We start from the raw sequence: 17849 nt of genomic DNA on the forward strand, positions 1-17849 counted from the left end.
GAGGAAGAACGGACGATGAGCGAGAAGCTCCAGCTCCTGAACAAGGTCCAGGCCATCAACTGGAACCGCATCGAGGACGACAAGGACGTGGAGGTGTGGAACCGCCTCACGGGCAACTTCTGGCTGCCCGAGAAGGTGCCGCTCTCCAATGACGTGCAGTCGTGGGCGACGCTGACCCCGGAAGAGCAGCAGCTCACGATGCGGGTGTTCACCGGCCTCACCCTGCTCGACACGATCCAGGGCACGGTGGGCGCGGTCTCGCTCATCCCCGACGCGCTGACCCCGCACGAGGAGGCCGTCTACACGAACATCGCGTTCATGGAGTCGGTGCACGCCAAGAGCTACTCGTCGATCTTCTCGACGCTGTGCTCCACGAAGGAGATCGACGAGGCGTTCCGCTGGTCGATCGAGAACGAGAACCTGCAGCGCAAGGCTCAGATCGTCATGGACTACTACCGCGGCGACGAACCCCTCAAGCGCAAGGTGGCCTCGACGCTGCTCGAGTCGTTCCTCTTCTATTCGGGCTTCTACCTGCCGATGCACTGGTCGAGCCGCGCGAAGCTCACCAACACCGCCGACATGATCCGCCTCATCATCCGCGACGAGGCCGTGCACGGCTACTACATCGGCTACAAGTTCCAGCGGGGACTCGAGAAGGTGGACGAGGCAACCCGTCAGGAGCTGAAGGACTACACCTTCTCGCTGCTGTACGAGCTTTACGACAACGAGGTGCAGTACACGCAGGACCTCTACGACGGCGTCGGTCTCACCGAGGACGTCAAGAAGTTCCTGCACTACAACGCCAACAAGGCGCTCATGAACCTCGGCTACGAGGCCATGTTCCCCTCGACGGTGACCAACGTCAGCCCGGCGATCCTCTCGGCACTGTCGCCCAACGCCGACGAGAACCACGACTTCTTCTCCGGCTCGGGCTCGTCGTATGTCATCGGCAAGGCTGTCGCGACCGAGGACGACGACTGGGACTTCTGATCCCGTCCGAACGGCGAGGGCCCCGCGAGTGTGACACTCGTGGGGCCCTCGCCGTCGGCGGAGGCACTCAGGATGACGCCTTCGCGACCACGTAATTCGCCACGAACGCTCCGCTCGTCGAGGGGTCCGGCCCCCACGTGATCACGACGCTCCACTGCGATGAGGCGAGGTGCTGCACGTGATTGCCGTCGGAGGAGAAGTCGCCGTCGAGTGAGTAGCCGGCGGACTTCAGCTTGTCTACGGCGCTGGTGATCGCGGCTTCGCTCGACGTCTGCACGATGATCGAGTAGCCGCCGTTGACGGAGACCGAGGTCGTGATCGTGCCCTCGGGTGCGGGGATGTCGCTCGGCCACCCGGAGGGCAGAGAGCCGCTGGTGGAGACGTTGACGCCCGCATCGGCGGCGGCGGATGCGGCGGCGCTGGCGACTCCCGCAGCCTGGCTGGCGACGGCGGCTCCCTGCTGGACGAGCGCGGACACCTGTCCGCAGCCGGCGAGGGCGAACGCCACGGCGACGGTGGCGGGGAGGACGAGATAACGGGGTGACATCGGGACTCCTCATGCGTGTGGTGACGGGGGTGACGAGGCCGAGTGTTCCATGGGTGCACGGATCGCGCATGGGGAGAGTGGCGACTTCCGTCTGCCCGCGGGGCACCGTGCCACGGGCCGTGGGCCGGTCTAGCATGGCTGTCATGTCTGAACGCCCCCCCTTCAGCCCGGTGATCTCCCTGTTGACGATGTCGTCGATCTGGGACGGGCAGCTCGGCGCGGCGCTGAAGGACCTGGGTCTCACCACGCGGAAGTACGGTCTGCTGGCGCACATCCGGGCGACGCCGGGCATCTCGTTCAGTGAGCTGGCCCGCCGCTCCCAGATCACGGTGCAGACCGCCCACACTGCCGTCCGCGCGCTCGCCGATGACGGCATGGTCGCCGACGGCACGGCTCATGCCGGCTCGGCGTCCGATCTGCGCGTCACGGAGAAGGGCGACGCGGCCCTCGATGAGGCCGATGCCCGCCTCGCCCGCCTCGACCGCGACTTCGCGGCGGCGTTGCCGGCGTTGACGGACGCGCTGCAGGGGCTGCACGAGGAGCCGTTCGCAGGGATCCTTCAGGGTTCCTGAAGCCCTTCAGATAGACTGAAGGATGTCGCGGGAGCCGCGGCATCCGATCTCTGCTGGAGGACCCGTGTTCCGCACCCCGTCCGCACTGTTCCGCGTGCTCGCGATCGCCGAGGCGATCACCTGGACGCTTCTGATCACCGCCCTGATCGTGCGGGCGACCACGGGGGTCGCGATCGCGGTGACGGTCGCCGGCGGCGTGCACGGCTTCGTCTTCCTGGCGTATGGCGCGACCGCCGTTCTCGTCGCGAAGAATCAGCGCTGGCATCCGCTGCGTGCCGTCGTGGCGATCGGGAGCGCGGTGATCCCCTACGCGACCATCCCGGCGGAGATCTGGCTGCACCGCACCGGCGCGCTCGCGGGGGACTGGCGGCTGCACGCGGGGAGCGACCCGCGCGACGAGCGGTGGCACGACCGCCTCATGCGTGCGATGCTTCGTCGCCCCGGACTTCTTGCGGCTCTGCTCGTGGTGGCGGTCGTCGTCATCTTCACGGGGCTGCTGATCGTCGGCCCGCCCGGCGGAAAGGCCTGAGTCGGGCGGAGCGCCTGAGCCGGGCGAGCCGGCGGCGCGTCGGGCGGAGCGCCTGAGCCGGCCGGAAGACCCGCGCTGGGCCTACTTGGCGCGGGCGTGGATCGGGAGTGCGATCGCTGCCGACACCAGCAGGATGCCACCGAAGAAGATGATGGCCTGCAGGCCCGGCACCGCGAACGCGATACCGAAGCAGAACATGCCGAGCAGGAACAGCAGCAGCGCCACGATGAACATGGATCTCCTTCGGGGGGATGGGACTTCCGACAGGATATCGGGCGCACGGCCCGCGCGGTGACCGTCGTGAGGCAAGCTTCCCCCATGACGACTCGACACGGAGACCTCTCCCTGGGCGTCGCAGGTGCCCTTGGCGCTGCGCACATCGCGGACATCGCGGTGCGCGCGGAAGCCGCCGGCTTCGCGCGCCTCTGGGTGAACGACACCCCCGGCGGCGACGCGCTGGCGGGCCTGGCTGCCGCCGCCGAGCGCACGAGCAGCATCGGGCTCGCGACCGGCGTCGTGCCCATCGACCGGGTTCCCGCTCGCGGCCTTGCCGAGCGGGCGACGCAGATCGCCGGTGCCTCCGGCCGCCTCACGGTGGGGATCGGCTCGGGACGCCTGCGCGAGGGTGCGCTCGCGCAGGTCGCCGCGGCGATCGGCGAGTTGCGCGAAGCCGGGGTGCCCGTGCTCGTCGGCGCGCTGGGACCACGGATGCGGCGGCTCGCCGTGACCGCCTCCGACGGCGTGCTGCTCAACTGGCTCACGCCACGAGCCGCGGCGGATCAGACCGCTGCGCTGCACGAGATCGCGCCCGACGCGCGCGTCGCGCTCTACGTGCGGTGGGCGCTCGAGCCGGCCGCCCGAGCCCGGCTCGACGACGAGGCATCCCGGTACGACCAGGCGCCGGGATACGCCGAGAACTTCGCCCGGCTCGGGTTCCGCGCCCACGACACCGTCCTCGCACCCGACTCGGCCGATGCGCCGGGGCGGGTGAGGGCCTATCGCGAGGCGCTGGACGAGGTGGTGCTGCGTGCGATCACCCCGACCGACGCTCCCCATGAGTTCGCGGCGCTCATCGATCGCGCGGGGCGATGGCTGGCAGACGCGTGACGGGGTGAGGGGGCGGATGCCGCGGCATCCGCCCCCTCACCCCGTTCTCAGACCCGCGCGCCCGCCGCGGGTGCCGCCGCCCGCCGTGCAGCGTCGATGCGGTCGAGCTCGTGGAGCGAGGTGCCGCGGGTCTCGCGCATCGTGAGCACGGTCACGAGCGTCACGATCGCGGCGATACCGAGGTAGATCGCCACCGGCAGGGGCGAGCCGAACGACGTCAGCAGCGCGGTCGCGATGATCGGTGCGAGCGACCCGGCGACGATCGAGGTGACCTGGTAGCCGAGCGACACCCCCGAGTAGCGCATGCGCGTGGGGAAGAGCTCCGCCATGATCGCGGGCTGCGGGGCGTACATGAACGAGTGGATGACGAGACCGAGGCAGATCGCGAGCACGATAACGAACGGGTCGCGCGTGTCGAACATCGGGAACGCGATGAATCCCCACGCGATCGCGAACACGGCGCCGATCGCGTAGACGGGCTTGCGGCCGATGCGATCCGACAGTCCTCCCACGATCGGGATGACGATCGTGTGCACGATGTGGGCGACGACCAGCAGGGTGAGGATCTCGGCCGTGTCCATGCCGAGCGCCACCTTGAGGTAGGTGATCGAGAAGGTCACGACGAGGTAGTACATGATGTTCTCCGCGAAGCGCAGGCCCATCGCGGTCAGGACGCCACGGGGGTACCGACGCAGCACCTCGAACACGCCGTACCGCGTGTCATCGGCCGCTGCCGCCTCACGCGCCTGCACGAAGATGGGAGCGTCGTCGACGCGGGTGCGCACGTAGTACCCGATCGCGACGATCACGACCGACAGCCAGAACGAGACGCGCCAGCCCCAGCTGAGGAACGCCTCGGGCGTGAGCGTGCGGCTGAGCACCAGCAGCACGATCGTGGCGAGCAGATTGCCGATCGGCACGGCCGCCTGGGGGAACGACGCCCAGAAGCCGCGGCGACGGTCGGGGGAGTGCTCGGCGACGAGCAGCACGCCGCCGCCCCATTCGCCGCCGACGGCGAAGCCCTGCAGGAATCGCAGGATCACCAGCAGCGCGGGAGCGAGGTAGCCGACCTGCTCGAAGGTGGGGAGGCATCCCATCAGGAACGTCGTGACGCCGACGAGGATGATCGCGAGCTGCAGCAGCTTCTTGCGGCCGTACTTGTCGCCGAAGTGTCCGAAGACGATGCCGCCGAGAGGGCGGGCGATGAAGCCGATCGCGTAGGTCACGAAGGCGGAGATGATGCCCGCGTACGGGTCGTTCGACGGCGGGAACATGACGACGTTGAACACGATCGTCGCGGCGGTGGCGTAAAGGAAGAACTCGTACCACTCGGCGACGGTGCCCGCCATCGATGCGGTGACGACCTTGCGTAGACCGCTGGTCTTCGGTTCTGCGGGGGATGCGGCAGATGCCATGCGCTGATACCTCCTTGTAGGCGCAGGTGCGACGGATGTCGCGGCCCGAAGTTACCTGAAAGTCAATTCAGGTTTGAAGACCGGATGCCGCGTGTCGCCGTCCCCTGGATGAGAGTTCTCTCATCGACCCCTCGACATCGGCCGCTCGCCGCAGTGGAATGGGGTCATGCGCGTTGCAGCCCGATGGCTCCTCGGCGTCGCGATGGTCGTCGCCGGCGTCTCCCACCTCACGTTCCTGCGGTCGGACTTCCGAGCCCAGGTGCCCGAGACGATCGCCGAGCTGTCGCCGCTCGACGAGGATCAGATCGTGCTCGCATCGGGCGTGGTCGAGATCGCCCTCGGCACCGCCGTGCTCGCGGCCCGGCGCCGACGCGGACTCGTGGGCGCGGTGCTCGCCGCCTTCTTCGTGGCCGTGTTCCCCGGCAACCTCGCCCAGTTCGCCAACCAGCGCAGCGCGTTCGGGCTCGACACCGACGCGAAGCGGTTCATCCGACTTCTCTTCCAGCCGGTCCTCGTGGTCTGGGCGCTGTGGGCGACGCGCCGCGGGTGAACGGGGGCGACGCACCCATCGGCCGAGCGGCCGGCGCTCGGGGGCGGATCAGCGCTTCGCGTCGACCAACCGGATACGCACGATATTGTCGGTCTCGTCGAGCTCCGCGATCTCCGGATGCGCCGACACGAACTCGCTGAAGCTGCGGTGTCCGAGCGCCTTCTCGCTGAACGACGGGTCGAGGCGCAGCAGCAGCGCCTTCACGGCCGACGCGTGCTGCCACTGCGACGGGTCCTTGTCGTTCTCGAGGCGCAGCGCGCGTTCGAGCAGCTCGGCGGCCGGGTCGACCTGGCGCTTCCGGGCGCGCGGGCGTGAGGGAGCGGCATCCTTCTTCTGCTCGGGAGCCGCGACCCCTGGAAGCGAGTCGTACGAGTCGAAGCGGTCGCACGCGGCGGCCAGAGACTTCGCGGTCGATCCCGCCACCCCGACGCCGACCACGAAGCGTCCCAGGCGCTTGCAGCGCTGCGCGAGCGGCACATAGTCCGAGTCGCCCGCCGCGATCACGACGTGGGTGAGGTCGGGCAGGCGGAACATGTCCTCGACGGCGTCGACCGCGAGCCGGATGTCGGCGCCGTTCTTGCCGTAGGCGGCCGCGGGGAACAGCTGCACGAGATCGACCGCGCGCGCGACGAGCTGCGAGCGGTACTCGGCGTTCACCGGGGCGGACCAGTCGGCGTAGGCGCGCACGAGAACCAGCGTGCCGAAGGACGTCGCATAGTCGATGATCGCGCCGATGTCGACGGTGGCGGCGGCGAGACGTTCGGCGACCTCGGTGTCGCCCGTACCCTCGGCGATGCGGGTGCGGTCGCGGCTGTACGAGCCGCGGCCGTGCACCCGGTCGTACCAGCTGATGACGATGTTGTCGAAGTCGAGGTACACCGCCACGCGGGGCGTCGTGGAGTCGGGCATCAGCTCTCCCCGGGGTAGCTCACGCCGAGCTGGGAGCGGATGTCATCGAGTGCCGCCATGATCGCCACCGTCTCGTCGATCGGCAGCAGATCGCTGTCGCGCCCGCCGTCCGCGATGATGCGCTCGGCGGCCAGTGCCTGGTGCTGCATGCCGCGCCCCGTGACGCGGTTCTCCCACGTCTCGGCGACCGTTCCGTCGGGGAGGGTGAGGCGCGCGGTCGTCGGCGTGTACCAGACGTGGTCGATGTCGATGCGGGCAGCGGTGCCGATGACGTGCGCGACGTTCGGGCCGGCGGCCCGCGACGACGACAGCGTCGTCGCGATCGCGCCGCCGGCGTGGGTCGAGATCGTGGCGACCTCGGTGTCGGCGCCCGTCTCGCCGAGGCGTCCGCGGGCGACGAGGGATTCCGGTGCGCCCAGCAGATCCCACGCGAACGAGATCGGGTAGATGCCGAGGTCGAGCAGGGCGCCCCCGCCGAGCGCGAGCGCGTTGATGCGGTGCGAGGGATCGGTCGGCAGCGACTGCGTGTGGTCGGCCGTCACCGTGCGCACCTCCCCCAGCCGGCCGCCGCGCACGAGCTCGCGCACCCAGGCCATGTGCGGCAGGTAGCGGGTCCACATGGCTTCCATCGCGAGCACGCCCGCCGAGCGCGCCGCGTCGCGCACGGCCGCCGCCTGCGCGGCATCCTGGGTGAACGCCTTCTCCACCAGCACGTGCTTGCCGTGCGCGATCGCCGCGAGGGCGTTCTCGGCGTGCAGCGGATGCGGCGTCGCGACATAGACGATGTCGACGTCCGGGTCTGCGACCAGCGCCTCATACGACCCGTGCGCCCGCGGGATCTCGAACCTGTCGGCGAACCGCGCCGACGACTCGGCCGAGCGCGAGCCCACAGCCGCGACGTCCAGGCCTGCGTGCCGAAGGTCGGAGGTGAAGGATGTCGCGATCCCACCGGTCGCGAGGATGCCCCATCGAAGCCCGCTCATGCGTCGAGCGTAGCCCTGCGGCATCTGCCGGTGCGCGGTCGTAGGCTCGGGGGGTGACCACCGCGATCGACAGGTTCATCGAGCTGCTGCGCATCCCGACGGTGTCGTCGGTCGACGAGGAGGCGGTCGACTGGGGCGTCTTCGCGACCTTCCGCTCGGCGCTCGCGAAGCTCTACCCGCTCGTGCACGAGCGGCTCGAGGTCGAGCTCGTTGCGGGCCATGCGCTGCTGATCCGCTGGCCCGGACGCAGCTCCGGCGCCCCGCTCGTGCTCATGGCGCACCAGGACGTCGTGCCCGCAGACCCCGCCGAGTGGACGACCCCGCCCTTCGATCCGACGGTGTTCGGCGAGGGCGAGGACGAGACGATCCGCGCCCGCGGCGCGATCGACGACAAGGGCGCGCTGGTGGCGATCCTCGAGGCCGTCGAGGCCCTGCTCGCGGACGGGTTCTCGCCCGCGCGCGACGTCTACCTCGCCTTCGGCCACAACGAGGAGACCGCGGGCGACGGCGCCGGCGCGATCGTCGCCGTGCTCGACGAACGCGGCGTGCGGCCCGGCCTCGTGCTCGACGAGGGCGGCGCCGTCGTCGAGGGCGTGCTGCCGGGCGTGACGCGGCCGACCGCGGTGATCGGCGTCGCCGAGCGCGGCGTCATGACCCTCACGCTCACCGTCGCCGAGGCCGGCGGGCACGCCTCCACACCGCCGCGGATGCCCGCGACCGCTCGGCTCGCGCGCGCGATCGATCGTCTGCGCCGAACCCCGTTCCGCACTCGCATCACCCCGCCCGTGCGCGCGATGTTCGCCACGGCCGCGCAGGCGGCGCCGCCGGCGCTCGCCGCCGTGTTCCGCTCGCTCGGGTGGACGGGGCCCGTGCTCTCCCGGGCGCTGGCACTCCTCGGTCCCGAGACGAACGCGCTGGTTCGCACCACGGCCGTCGTCACCGAGCTGAGCGGGGCGACGGGCGAGAACGTGCTCGCCACGCGCGCCAGGGCGGTCGTCAACATCCGCCTTCTCCCGGGCGACACGGTCGAGGGAGTCACCCGGCACGTGCGTCGCGCCGTGCGCGACGACCGGGTCGAGGTCGAGGTGTTCCGCGCGTCGAACCCGTCGCCGGTCTCGCCGTGGCGCGGTGAGCCGTGGCAGCGTCTCTCGGCCGCCGTCCGGTCGGCTCTCGGTGACGACGTGCTGGCGACCCCGTACGTGCAGTTGGGGGCGAGCGACTCGCGGTTCTTCACCGCGATCAGCGAGCACGTCTACCGGTTCACGCCGTTCCACCTGACGCGCGCGGAGCGCGACTGCCTGCACGCTCCCGACGAGCGCATCCGCGTGCAGGTCTGGCTGCGCGGGATCGAGTTCTACCGCGACCTGCTGCGCGCGAGCTGACGTCGAAGCCGGCGGCGGGATCGCGCCGGAGGCTGCGCGGCCGCCCGGCCGGGCCCGCGTCGCCGCGGCGGTCGGGTCTCAGCCGAGCGCCTGCACCAGGTCGGCGATGATCTCGTCGGGATCCTCGAGGCCGATCGACAGTCGCACGGTGGTCTCGGAGATGCCCGCCACGGCTCGCTGGTCGGGCGTCAGGTGGCTGTGGGTCATGGACGCCGGGTGGGCGACCATGCTGCGCGCGTCGCCGATGTTCGCGACGAGCCGCAGCAGCCGCAGCCGCTCGACGAACTGCTCGACGAGGGCGAAGTCGCCGTCGGCGTCCCCGGTCGAGACGAGGTCGACGGAGAACACGGATGCCGCACCCCGCGGAAGGTACGCGAGGGCCGCCGCGTGCCACGGGCTGTCGGGGAGCGATGGATGGTGCACCTTCGCGATGCGTGGGTGGTCGGCGAGGGTGGACGCGACCTTCTCGGCGCTCTCGCTGTGCCGGCCGAGCCTCAGGTCGAGGGTCTCGACGCCCTGCAGCAGCTGGAAGGCGCTCGTCGCCGACAGCGTCGGACCGAGGTCGTGCACGTACTTCGTCTTGATCAGTGCGATGAAGGGCGACCCCCGCTCGCCAAACCGTTCGACGAGGCTGCCGCCGCCGGTGCGCGCGTAGGGCGCGGTCAGCTGCGGCCAGCGCTCGGGGTGCGCCGTGAAGTCGAACGTGCCGAGGTCGACGATCACGCCGCCGAGGGTCGAGCCGTGACCGCCGAGGAACTTCGTCGCCGAGTGCACGACGATGTCGGCGCCGAATTCCTTCGGGCGCTGCAGGGCCGGGGTCGCCACGGTGTTGTCGATCACGAGCGGAAGCCCCGCCGCGTGGGCGACCTCGGCGACCTCGCTCACCCGCAGCACCTGGGCGAGGGGGTTCGCGACCGACTCCGCGAACAGCACGCGCGTCGTCGGACGGATGGCCGCGCGCCAGGCGTCGATGTCGTCCTGGTCGACGAACGTCACCTCGATGCCCCAGTCGGGGAACGTGTCGTGCAGCAGGTCGACGGTGCCGCCGTAGAGCTGGCTGGCGGCGACGATGTGCTGTCCCTGGTGCACGAGGGCGAGGAGGGAGAGAGCGACCGCGGCCTGTCCCGAGGCGACGCCTGCGGCAGCGATGCCGCCCTCGAGAGCGGCGATGCGCTCCTCGAGCACGAGAACGGTGGGGTTCGCAGCGCGCGAGTAGATGTCGCCGTTCTTGCGCAGTGCGAACAGGTCACGCGCTTCGGCGAGCGAGGAGAACGCGAACGCGGCGGACTGGTAGATCGGCGGCACGGCGGTGTGCACCTCGGTGCGCGGGTCGTAGCCCGCCTGCACCTGGGCCGTCGCGAGCGAGCGTTCGGGGAGCGTCATGCGCTCATTGTCGCGGCTCGATCTTTGTGCCGCACCTTCGTGTGTCCGCGCGTGTCAGGAGTCGCCGGCGAGGGCTTTGACGATGCGCGGGAGAGAGACCGACTCGGCCGTGCCGAGGCGCTGGGCGAACAGGCTCACCCGCAGCTCCTCGAGCAGCCACCGCGCCCGCACGAGCGGGGCCGGCGCTCCGGGCGGCAGCGGTAGCGTGCCGCCCGCGTCGGCGTAGGCGGTTGCCGCGCGCTCGAACTCGGTCTGGCGCTGCCGGTCGCGGCCGGGGTTGTCGCCGAGGGCGGCGAGGCGGTCGAGAGACCCCTGGAGGTAGCGGGGGAGGTGGGCGAGACGGTCGAGGCCGGTCGCCGAGACGAACCCGGGGTGCACGAGGCCGGCCAGCTGGCCGCGCACATCGGCGAGCGGGGCGATGAGGGTGATCGACGTCTGCGCCTTGAGCGCCCGCTCCACGTCGCGCGCGAGCACGAGGATGCGCGCGGTGAGCGAGACGGCGGCGAACAGCGCATCGGTCACCTCGGACGAGAACGCGTCGCGCGCGGCGGTGAAGGCCTCGCGGGTGCGGATGCCGCCGGGGTGCCGCGCGATCACGGCGTCGGCGACGGCGCCGCGGGCATCCTCGACGAGCGCCCGGGCGCTCGGGTAGGGCGATGCGGCAAGGGCGAGCTTCTCGGTGGCGGTGAGGTGCTCGAGCACGTAGGCGGCGGGGGAAGGTACGGCGAGCAGCAGCAGGCGCCGCACACCGTCACGCGTGGCGCGGGCGGCGGCCTCCGGGGTCGCCTGGATGCGCAGCGCCACGCTCTCGCCCTCATCGACGAGCGCGGGGTAGCCGCGCACCGTGCCACCGGCGACCCGGCTGTCGACGAGCTCGGGCAGGACGTCGAGGTCGAAGTCGGTGAGACCGGCGCGTTCGACGAAGCCGCCCGCGACGGGCCCCGTCTGGCGGGGCCCGGGAACGGGTGCGGATGCCGCGGCCTGTGGCCCGCGCGCGAGGGATCGCGCGACCGAGGAGCGCGCGCGGTCGGCGAGGCGGGACTGCAGGTCGGCGAGGTCGCGTCCGCTGCCGACCGCGCGGCCGCGATCGTCGACGACGCGGAACGACACGGCGAGGTGGGCGGGCACGCGGTCGAGCTCGAAGTCGGCGCCCGACACCGGCTGGCTGGCGACGCGTCGGATGCGGTCGGCGAGCGCCTCGGCGAGGGAGCGCGCCGGGAGTCCGTCGTGATGTTCGGGGGCGTCGGCGGCGATCTCCTCGGCGAACCGCGCGGCGAAGTCGGCGGCCGGTACGACGTGGCGGCGGATGACCTTGGGGAGGGCACGGATGAGGGCCGCGATCAGCTCGTCGCGCATCCCGGGCACCTGCCAGTCGAAGCCCGCGGGCTGGAGCGAGGCGAGCAGGGCGAGCGGCACGATCGCCGTCACGCCGTCGTCGGGAGCGCCCGGCTCGAAGCGGTAGGCGAGCTGCAGCACCTGGTCGCCCTGCGTCCACCGCGCGGGGAAGTCGCCGGCGGCGGCCGTGCCGGACCCGTCGAGCAGGTCGTCCTCGCGCAGGTCGAGCAGGTGCGGGGTGCGGGACGCGGCATCCTTCCACCACGTCTCGAACGAGCGCAGGTCGAACACGTCGCGCGGGATGCGGGCGTCGTAGAACGCGAACACCGCCTCGTCGCCGGCGAGGATGTCGCGTCGACGCTCGCGCTCTTCGACCTTCTCGAGTCGGCGTCGCAGGTCGAGGTTGCGTCGAGCGAAGGCGGTGAGCGTCTTGCCCAGGCGTGTCGGGTCCCAGTCCTCCTCGACGAGCGCGTGCCGCACGAAGAGCTCCCGGGCGAGGTCCCGATCGAACCGGGCCAGCTGCACCCGGCGGCGCGGGATGATCTCGACCCCGAACAGCGTCACCTTCTCGGCTGCGACGGCGGCGCCGGCATCTTTCGACCAGTGCGGGTCGCTGAGCTGACGTTTCGCGAGGTCGCCCGCGAGGGCCTCCGCCCAGGCGGGATCGATCGCCGCGGCCGTGCGGGCGTACAGCCTGCTCGTCTCGACCAGCTCGGCCGCCATGACCGCGTCGGGAGCCTTGGCCCTCACGCCCGAGCCGGGGAAGATCGCGAAGCGCGCCCCCCGCGCCCCGCGGTACTCGGCCGCCGGGCGGCGTCCCTTCGGCGGTGCGGAGCCGGCGAGCCGGTCGTCACGGATGCCGATGTGGGACAGGAGCCCCGCGAGGATGGCCGTGTGCACAGCCACCGGGTCGGCCGCGGCATCCGTCGTCCTGTGCGTCCCGCCGATCTGGGCGCTCAGCTGCCGGTGCACGTCGAACCACTCGCGCACCCGCACGTAGTTCAAGAACTCGGCGCGGCACGCGCGGCGGAACGCGCTCGAGCCGAGCGCGGACTGCTGGGCCCGCAGGTGGCGCCAGAGGTTCAGGAGCGTGAGGAAGTCGCTCGTCGGGTCGGTGAAGCGGGCGTGCTGCCGGTCGGCCTCCTCGCGGCGCTCCTCGGGGCGTTCGCGGACATCCTGGATCGACAGGCCCGCGACGATCGGCAGCACGTCGGCGACGACGCCGGTGCGCTCCGCCTCGATGAGCATGCGGGCGAAGCGCGGGTCGATCGGGAGGCGGGAGAGCCGGGTGCCGACCTTCGTGAGACGGATGCCGTCGCGGGACCGGGTCACGGCACCGAGCTCGACGAGCAGGTCGACCGCCGCCGTGACCCCGCGGGAGTCCGGCGGGGTGAGGAACGGGAACTCGGCGATGTCGCCGAAGCCGAGCGCCAGCATCTGCAGCACGACCGACGCGAGCGAGGTGCGCAGCACCTCGGGTTCGGTGAACTCGGGCCGGCGGTCGAAGTCGGCCTCCGCGTAGAGCCGGATGGCGACGCCCGGCGCCGTGCGGCCCGCGCGGCCCGAGCGCTGCTGCGCCGACGCCTGCGAGATCGCCTCGATCGGCAGGCGCTGCACCTTCGAGCGGGCGCTGTAGCGCGAGATGCGGGCGGTGCCGGTGTCGACGACGTAGCGGATGCCCGGAACGGTGAGGCTCGTCTCGGCGACGTTGGTCGAGAGGATGACGCGGCGTCGGAGTCCTGCGACGGTCGACGGCTCGAACACCCGGTGCTGCTCCGCGGCCGACAGACGCCCGTACAACGGCAGCACCTCGGTCGGCGAGCGGTCGCTCGCGAAGGCGGCGCGCACGGCATCGGCCGCATCGCGGATCTCCGCCTCGCCGGGGAGGAACACGAGCACGTCGCCGCGGGGCTCGGCATCGAGCTCGCGCAATGCCGCCACGATCGCGGACACCTCGTCGGCGTCGCCGGGGGGAGAGGCCGCATCCTCGTCGTCGGCATCGTCCGCATCGTCGGGGAGCTCGGCGACGAGAGGGCGGTACCGCACCTCGACCGGGTAGGTGCGGCCGGACACCTCGATGACGGGCGCGGGGGAGCCCGCGGCATCCGAAAAATGACGCGCGAAGCTCTCGGGGTCGATCGTCGCCGACGTCACGATGACCTTCAGGTCGGGACGCTGCGGGAGGATGCGTCGCAGGTAGCCGAGCAGGAAGTCGATGTTGAGCGAGCGCTCGTGCGCCTCGTCGATGATGATCGTGTCGTAGCGGCGCAGCAGCCGGTCGCGGTGGATCTCGTTGAGCAGGATGCCGTCGGTGACGAGCGCGATGCGGGTCTCATCGGTCACCTGGTCGGTGAAGCGCACCTTGTATCCGACGAGACCGCCGACCTCGACCCGCAGCTCCTGCGCGATGCGTTCGGCGATCGTCCGCGCCGCGAGCCGGCGGGGCTGCGTGTGGGCGATGCTCTCGCGGCCGAGCTCGAGGCAGATCTTCGGCAGCTGGGTGGTCTTGCCGGAACCGGTCGCGCCCGCGACGATGACGACCTGGTGGTCGCGGATCGCTGTGGCGATCTCGTCCCGCGCGGCACTGACGGGCAGCTCGGCCGGGTAGACGATGACGGGCTGCGCGGGGGGCATGGCCGTCACATCCTACCGGCGGGGACGCCCGCCGCCGGCGGGGTCGTCGTCGTCGACCACGCCTTCGTTCAGTGCAGCGACGAAGCCGTCGAGTGCGCGGGCGAGGGCGTCGCGCTCGACGTCCGAGAGGCTGGCCGCGGCCTCGAGCTGGTGCTCGTGCGCGGCGCGCAGCACCTTTCGCACGGGGGAGTCGGCGGGGATGGTGGGTTCCAGCACGATGCTGCGCCGGTCGCTCGGATGCGCCGCGCGGCGGAGCAGCCCGGTGTTCTCGAGCCGGTCGATGATGGCCGTCGCTGCCGCGCTCGATGCGTCGAGGGTGCGGGCCACCTCGCTCGGGGTGACAGCGTGCCGCGCCTCCTCCGCGTCGAGCAGCAGCCGCACGAGATCGAGGTCGCGTCCGCCGAGCCCGAGGCGCCGCCGCACGTCGCGCTCCGCGTCGCCGAGTGCGCGCTGCATACCCGCGAGCGAGCGCAGCAGTCGCTCGGGGTCCGTCGTGTACGCGCTCACGTCGCCGCCTCCTCGCGGAGCAGTCTACCCGCGATGGTTTGCTGATTTAGCTAATCTAGTGAGATACTCAGCCAGCGAACGAAAGGATGACTCATGGGCACCATGTTCTACGGCAACGGGGGCGGCATCCAGGTCGACGACCGCACCCTCGAGCACCTGCGACTCGCCGTCGCCACCCGTCTGCGACGCGGGGAATCGTTCATGGTGAGCATGCCGGTGGATGAACCCGGCCTCGGATCGCGGCGCAACCTCTGGGTGTCGCCGGCCATCCCGCTGCAGTTCATCGCCGCCGGCAGCAGGATGCCCTCGCTCAACCGGCTCTGGATCCAGGCGATGGGCGAGAGCGAGGACTCGACCGGCACTCTGACGGTGATGCCGGAGGCCGAGGCGGCGTCATACCTCGAGCGCAAGCACCTGCGCACCATGAACCAGCTCGCGCCCCACGACGACGCGCCACGCGAGATGCGCGTCGCCGGGTGAGACGCATCCCTCGCCTCTATCATCGGAGCATGCCCACCACCGAGTTCGACGACAGCGGGTACTGGTACGCCGACACGGAGGACGCGCGTCGCGCGCGGGCCGTCCACCTGCTGCAGGCGTTCCGTCTCTACCGCGCCGCCGAGGTCGCCATGCGTCGTCGCACGCGCGAGGCGATGTCGATGGGCGAGAACGACCTGCTCGTGCTGCGCTACCTGCTCAAGGCCCAGCAGGAGGGCCGTTCGGTCTCGCCCGGTGAGCTGTCCCGCTACCTCGGCACTTCGACCGCCGCGGTCACCGCGATCATCGACCGACTCGAGCGCTCGAACCATGTGCGGCGGGAACGCCATGAGAGTGATCGCCGCAGCATCTACGTCGTGCCGACCGCGGAGAGCGACGACGAGGTGCGTCGCACCCTCGGTGACATGCACGACCGCATGCTCGACGCGGTCATCGACCTCAGCCCCGACGACACCCTCGTGGTGCTCGACACGCTCGCCCGCCTGCAGGCGGCGGTCGATCAGGTGCAGCCGGGAGCCCACGCGGGCGCGCGACGCTGAGAACGCGGCCCGAGGGTCGTTCACGAGGCGTGTAGCCAATCCAGTTTCCTACCCGACGGACATTCGACCCGCGACCGGCGGGCTGGGAGGATGACAGCGTGACCCCCGATTCCGAGCTGCCGTTCGTCGTGGACGGTTACGAGCTCACCTCCTACGCGGGCAGCGTCGATCGGCTCCTCGACCGCCACCCGGCGAGGTCCCGCACCGAGATCGAGGCCGTTCTGGCGCGCGAGCACGACGCGTTCACGGGCGGGCGCCCAGTCGCCATCCCCGTCGCCGTGGAGAACGGTGCCGACGAGGTGCTCTCGCTCCGCGAAGACGACGCGGCCGACGGCGCCGTCGCCTGACGGTCGCGCCGCGACATCCGATCCACCCGCGTCGAGCCCCGCGGGTTCATCCGTGCCGGGTCAGATCCAGCTCTGCATCCAGTTGTGCAGGCGCCAGAAGTCGTAGGGCACCGGCATGGCCGTCCACACCGGGTACCAGAAGGCCGACAGCACGACGGCGACCCCGAGGAAGACGAGGACCACGCCCTGCCCCGAGCGTCGCCGGGCGGGAGAGGCATCCGGACCGCCCGCGATGTCGCGCGCGGCCAGAGCGACCGCGATGACGAGGAAGGGCAGCATCACGATCGTGTAGAACTGGAAGATCGTGCGGTCGGGGTAGAGCAGCCACGGCACATACGTCGCGATGATCCCGACGAGCACGAAGCCCGCCGCCGCATCCGGTCTCCGGACGAACCGCACCAGCAGATAGATCGCGGCGGCGATTCCCGCCCACCAGATGAGCGGGTTCGGGATGCTCGAGATCGCCTGCACGCCGTTCGCCCCCTGCTCCCAGTACATCGAGGTGGGGCGGATGAGCAGCGGCCACTCCCAGGCCGGGCTCTGATAGCTGTGCGGGGTGTGCAGGTTCACGTTGAAGCCGTACATCGCGCCGTGGTACACCCACAGGTTCTGCAGCGGCTGCGGCAGGAGGGCGGCGAGCCCCGCAGGCGGCGCGCCCGAGTACTGCCGGTCGTAGCCGCCGGCCGTCACGAGCCACCCCGTCCACGAGACGACGTAGACGACGAGGGCGACAGGCAGCATCAGCACCGCAGACCAGAGCCCCTGCCGCACGGCGTCGAGGTGCCACATCCGGATGCCGAGACGCCACCGGGCGACCGCGTCGGAGATGACCACGTAGACACCGAGCGCGGCGATGACGTACAGCCCCGACCACTTCACGGCCGTCGCCGCGCCCGCTGCGGCACCGGCCGCGAGCAGCCACGGGCGGTTCCAGAGCAGCCGGCCCCACGCGCTCGGCCGGTCGGGGTCCCGGGCGCCCAACCGGCGATCGCACCACGCGCGGTCGAGGAGGACGAACCAGAACGCGAGGATCACGAAAAAGGTGAGGATGCCGTCGAGGAGCGCCACCCGGCTCATCACGATCGCGAGCCCGTCGATCGCCATCAGCAGCGACGCGATCGTGGCCGCGGCCACCGACCGGGTGAGCGCCTTCGTGACGAGGTAGACCAGCAGCACGGTGGCCGTGCCGAGCAGCGCGACCGAGAATCGCCAGCCGAACGACGACGCCGGGCCGAAGATCCACATGCCGAGTCCGATGATCCACTTGCCGAGCGGAGGATGCACGACGAAGCTGCCGGACGTCTCGTAGTCGTCGGTCACGCCCTGCTCGAACGCGCCGTTCGCATTGGCGGGCCAGTTGGCGGGGTAGCCCAGGTTCCACTGGCTCCATGCGTCCTTGACGTAGTAGGTCTCGTCGAAGACGATCGCGTGCGGGTTCTGCAGGTTCCAGAAGCGCAGCACGGCCGCGAGGAGGGTCACCAGCAGCGGCGCCAGCCACGAGATCCGACGCTGCAGGGCGGCATCGGCGCGCACGCGCATCGCCCACCGGTCGTAGCGGGAGAGGGGTGCGTTCTCGAGGAGGGGCGGCGCGGTGCGGCTCACGGGCACCAGCCTATGCTGGG

General features: G+C 71.1%; 18 protein-coding genes. 9 read left to right on the top strand and 9 right to left on the bottom strand.

Annotated elements, in window-relative coordinates:
- The first annotated feature begins 15 nt into the window (after positions 1-15).
- Positions 16-990, top strand: coding sequence for a class 1b ribonucleoside-diphosphate reductase subunit beta (gene nrdF, locus RR49_RS13515; RefSeq protein WP_045248624.1), 975 nt, complete (start codon positions 16-18; stop codon positions 988-990).
- A 67-nt stretch (positions 991-1057) separates the two neighbouring features.
- On the opposite strand, the gene RR49_RS13520 is transcribed toward nrdF, so the two are convergent.
- On the bottom strand, positions 1058-1537 hold the full coding sequence (locus RR49_RS13520) for a hypothetical protein (RefSeq protein WP_045248625.1): 480 nt from the start codon (positions 1535-1537) through the stop codon (positions 1058-1060).
- Between the two features lie 143 nt (positions 1538-1680).
- Between RR49_RS13520 and RR49_RS13525 the strand changes: the two genes are divergently transcribed.
- Both RR49_RS13525 and RR49_RS13530 read left to right on the top strand, forming a co-directional pair.
- Complete coding sequence (locus tag RR49_RS13525; RefSeq protein WP_045248626.1) at positions 1681-2109, top strand: MarR family winged helix-turn-helix transcriptional regulator; 429 nt, start codon at positions 1681-1683, stop codon at positions 2107-2109.
- A gap of 64 nt (positions 2110-2173) precedes the next feature.
- Positions 2174-2638, top strand: coding sequence for a DUF3817 domain-containing protein (locus RR49_RS13530; RefSeq protein ID WP_045248627.1), 465 nt, complete (start codon positions 2174-2176; stop codon positions 2636-2638).
- A gap of 81 nt (positions 2639-2719) precedes the next feature.
- Here the strand turns inward: RR49_RS13530 and RR49_RS15895 are convergent, their stop codons facing one another.
- Positions 2720-2872, bottom strand: a complete 153-nt coding sequence (locus RR49_RS15895) for a hypothetical protein (RefSeq protein ID WP_048808808.1) — start codon at positions 2870-2872, stop codon at positions 2720-2722.
- An 84-nt stretch (positions 2873-2956) separates the two neighbouring features.
- On the opposite strand from RR49_RS15895, the gene RR49_RS13535 reads away from it, so the two are divergent.
- Positions 2957-3745, top strand: coding sequence for an LLM class flavin-dependent oxidoreductase (locus RR49_RS13535; protein WP_045248628.1), 789 nt, complete (start codon positions 2957-2959; stop codon positions 3743-3745).
- A gap of 47 nt (positions 3746-3792) precedes the next feature.
- Here RR49_RS13535 and RR49_RS13540 read toward each other — a convergent pair whose 3' ends face one another.
- The gene (locus RR49_RS13540; RefSeq protein WP_045248629.1) at positions 3793-5160 is read right to left on the bottom strand and encodes an MFS transporter; all 1368 of its coding nucleotides are present in this window, start codon (positions 5158-5160) and stop codon (positions 3793-3795) included.
- 166 nt (positions 5161-5326) lie between these two features.
- Between RR49_RS13540 and RR49_RS13545 the strand changes: the two genes are divergently transcribed.
- Positions 5327-5710 carry a DoxX family protein gene (locus tag RR49_RS13545; RefSeq protein ID WP_045248630.1) on the top strand — a complete coding sequence of 128 codons (384 nt, stop codon included), beginning with the start codon at positions 5327-5329 and terminating at the stop codon, positions 5708-5710.
- A gap of 48 nt (positions 5711-5758) precedes the next feature.
- Here RR49_RS13545 and RR49_RS13550 read toward each other — a convergent pair whose 3' ends face one another.
- Together RR49_RS13550 and RR49_RS13555 are read right to left on the bottom strand one after the other, a co-directional pair.
- Positions 5759-6619, bottom strand: coding sequence for an NYN domain-containing protein (locus tag RR49_RS13550; RefSeq protein ID WP_045248631.1), 861 nt, complete (start codon positions 6617-6619; stop codon positions 5759-5761).
- The gene (locus RR49_RS13555) at positions 6619-7602 is read right to left on the bottom strand and encodes a Gfo/Idh/MocA family protein (RefSeq protein ID WP_045248632.1); all 984 of its coding nucleotides are present in this window, start codon (positions 7600-7602) and stop codon (positions 6619-6621) included. The genes RR49_RS13550 and RR49_RS13555 overlap by 1 nt, the downstream gene beginning before the upstream one ends.
- A 53-nt stretch (positions 7603-7655) precedes the next feature.
- Between RR49_RS13555 and RR49_RS13560 the strand changes: the two genes are divergently transcribed.
- Positions 7656-8984 carry a M20/M25/M40 family metallo-hydrolase gene (locus tag RR49_RS13560; protein ID WP_045248633.1) on the top strand — a complete coding sequence of 443 codons (1329 nt, stop codon included), beginning with the start codon at positions 7656-7658 and terminating at the stop codon, positions 8982-8984.
- Positions 8985-9062: 78 nt separating this feature from the next.
- Here RR49_RS13560 and RR49_RS13565 read toward each other — a convergent pair whose 3' ends face one another.
- Genes RR49_RS13565 through RR49_RS13575 form a run of 3 tightly spaced genes read right to left on the bottom strand, consistent with a single transcriptional unit; the run spans position 9063 to position 14843 of the window.
- Positions 9063-10367 carry an O-acetylhomoserine aminocarboxypropyltransferase/cysteine synthase family protein gene (locus RR49_RS13565; RefSeq protein ID WP_045248634.1) on the bottom strand — a complete coding sequence of 435 codons (1305 nt, stop codon included), beginning with the start codon at positions 10365-10367 and terminating at the stop codon, positions 9063-9065.
- A gap of 54 nt (positions 10368-10421) precedes the next feature.
- Positions 10422-14336: an ATP-dependent RNA helicase HrpA gene (hrpA, locus tag RR49_RS13570; protein ID WP_045248635.1), complete on the bottom strand. Its 3915-nt coding sequence runs from the start codon at positions 14334-14336 to the stop codon at positions 10422-10424.
- 12 nt (positions 14337-14348) lie between these two features.
- Positions 14349-14843: a MarR family transcriptional regulator gene (locus RR49_RS13575; protein ID WP_048808810.1), complete on the bottom strand. Its 495-nt coding sequence runs from the start codon at positions 14841-14843 to the stop codon at positions 14349-14351.
- A gap of 93 nt (positions 14844-14936) precedes the next feature.
- On the opposite strand from RR49_RS13575, the gene RR49_RS13580 reads away from it, so the two are divergent.
- The 3 genes from RR49_RS13580 to RR49_RS13590 all read left to right on the top strand — a co-directional run bounded on the left by RR49_RS13580 (position 14937) and on the right by RR49_RS13590 (position 16227).
- The gene (locus RR49_RS13580) at positions 14937-15323 is read left to right on the top strand and encodes a DUF7882 family protein (RefSeq protein WP_048808811.1); all 387 of its coding nucleotides are present in this window, start codon (positions 14937-14939) and stop codon (positions 15321-15323) included.
- A gap of 29 nt (positions 15324-15352) precedes the next feature.
- Positions 15353-15880 carry a MarR family winged helix-turn-helix transcriptional regulator gene (locus RR49_RS13585; protein WP_045248636.1) on the top strand — a complete coding sequence of 176 codons (528 nt, stop codon included), beginning with the start codon at positions 15353-15355 and terminating at the stop codon, positions 15878-15880.
- Between the two features lie 98 nt (positions 15881-15978).
- Complete coding sequence (locus RR49_RS13590; protein WP_045248637.1) at positions 15979-16227, top strand: three-helix bundle dimerization domain-containing protein; 249 nt, start codon at positions 15979-15981, stop codon at positions 16225-16227.
- 60 nt (positions 16228-16287) lie between these two features.
- Here RR49_RS13590 and RR49_RS13595 read toward each other — a convergent pair whose 3' ends face one another.
- Positions 16288-17829 carry a dolichyl-phosphate-mannose--protein mannosyltransferase gene (locus tag RR49_RS13595; protein WP_045248638.1) on the bottom strand — a complete coding sequence of 514 codons (1542 nt, stop codon included), beginning with the start codon at positions 17827-17829 and terminating at the stop codon, positions 16288-16290.
- Positions 17830-17849 lie beyond the last annotated feature (20 nt).

The organism is Microbacterium ginsengisoli (genome assembly GCF_000956535.1).
Taxonomy (GTDB): domain Bacteria; phylum Actinomycetota; class Actinomycetes; order Actinomycetales; family Microbacteriaceae; genus Microbacterium; species Microbacterium ginsengisoli.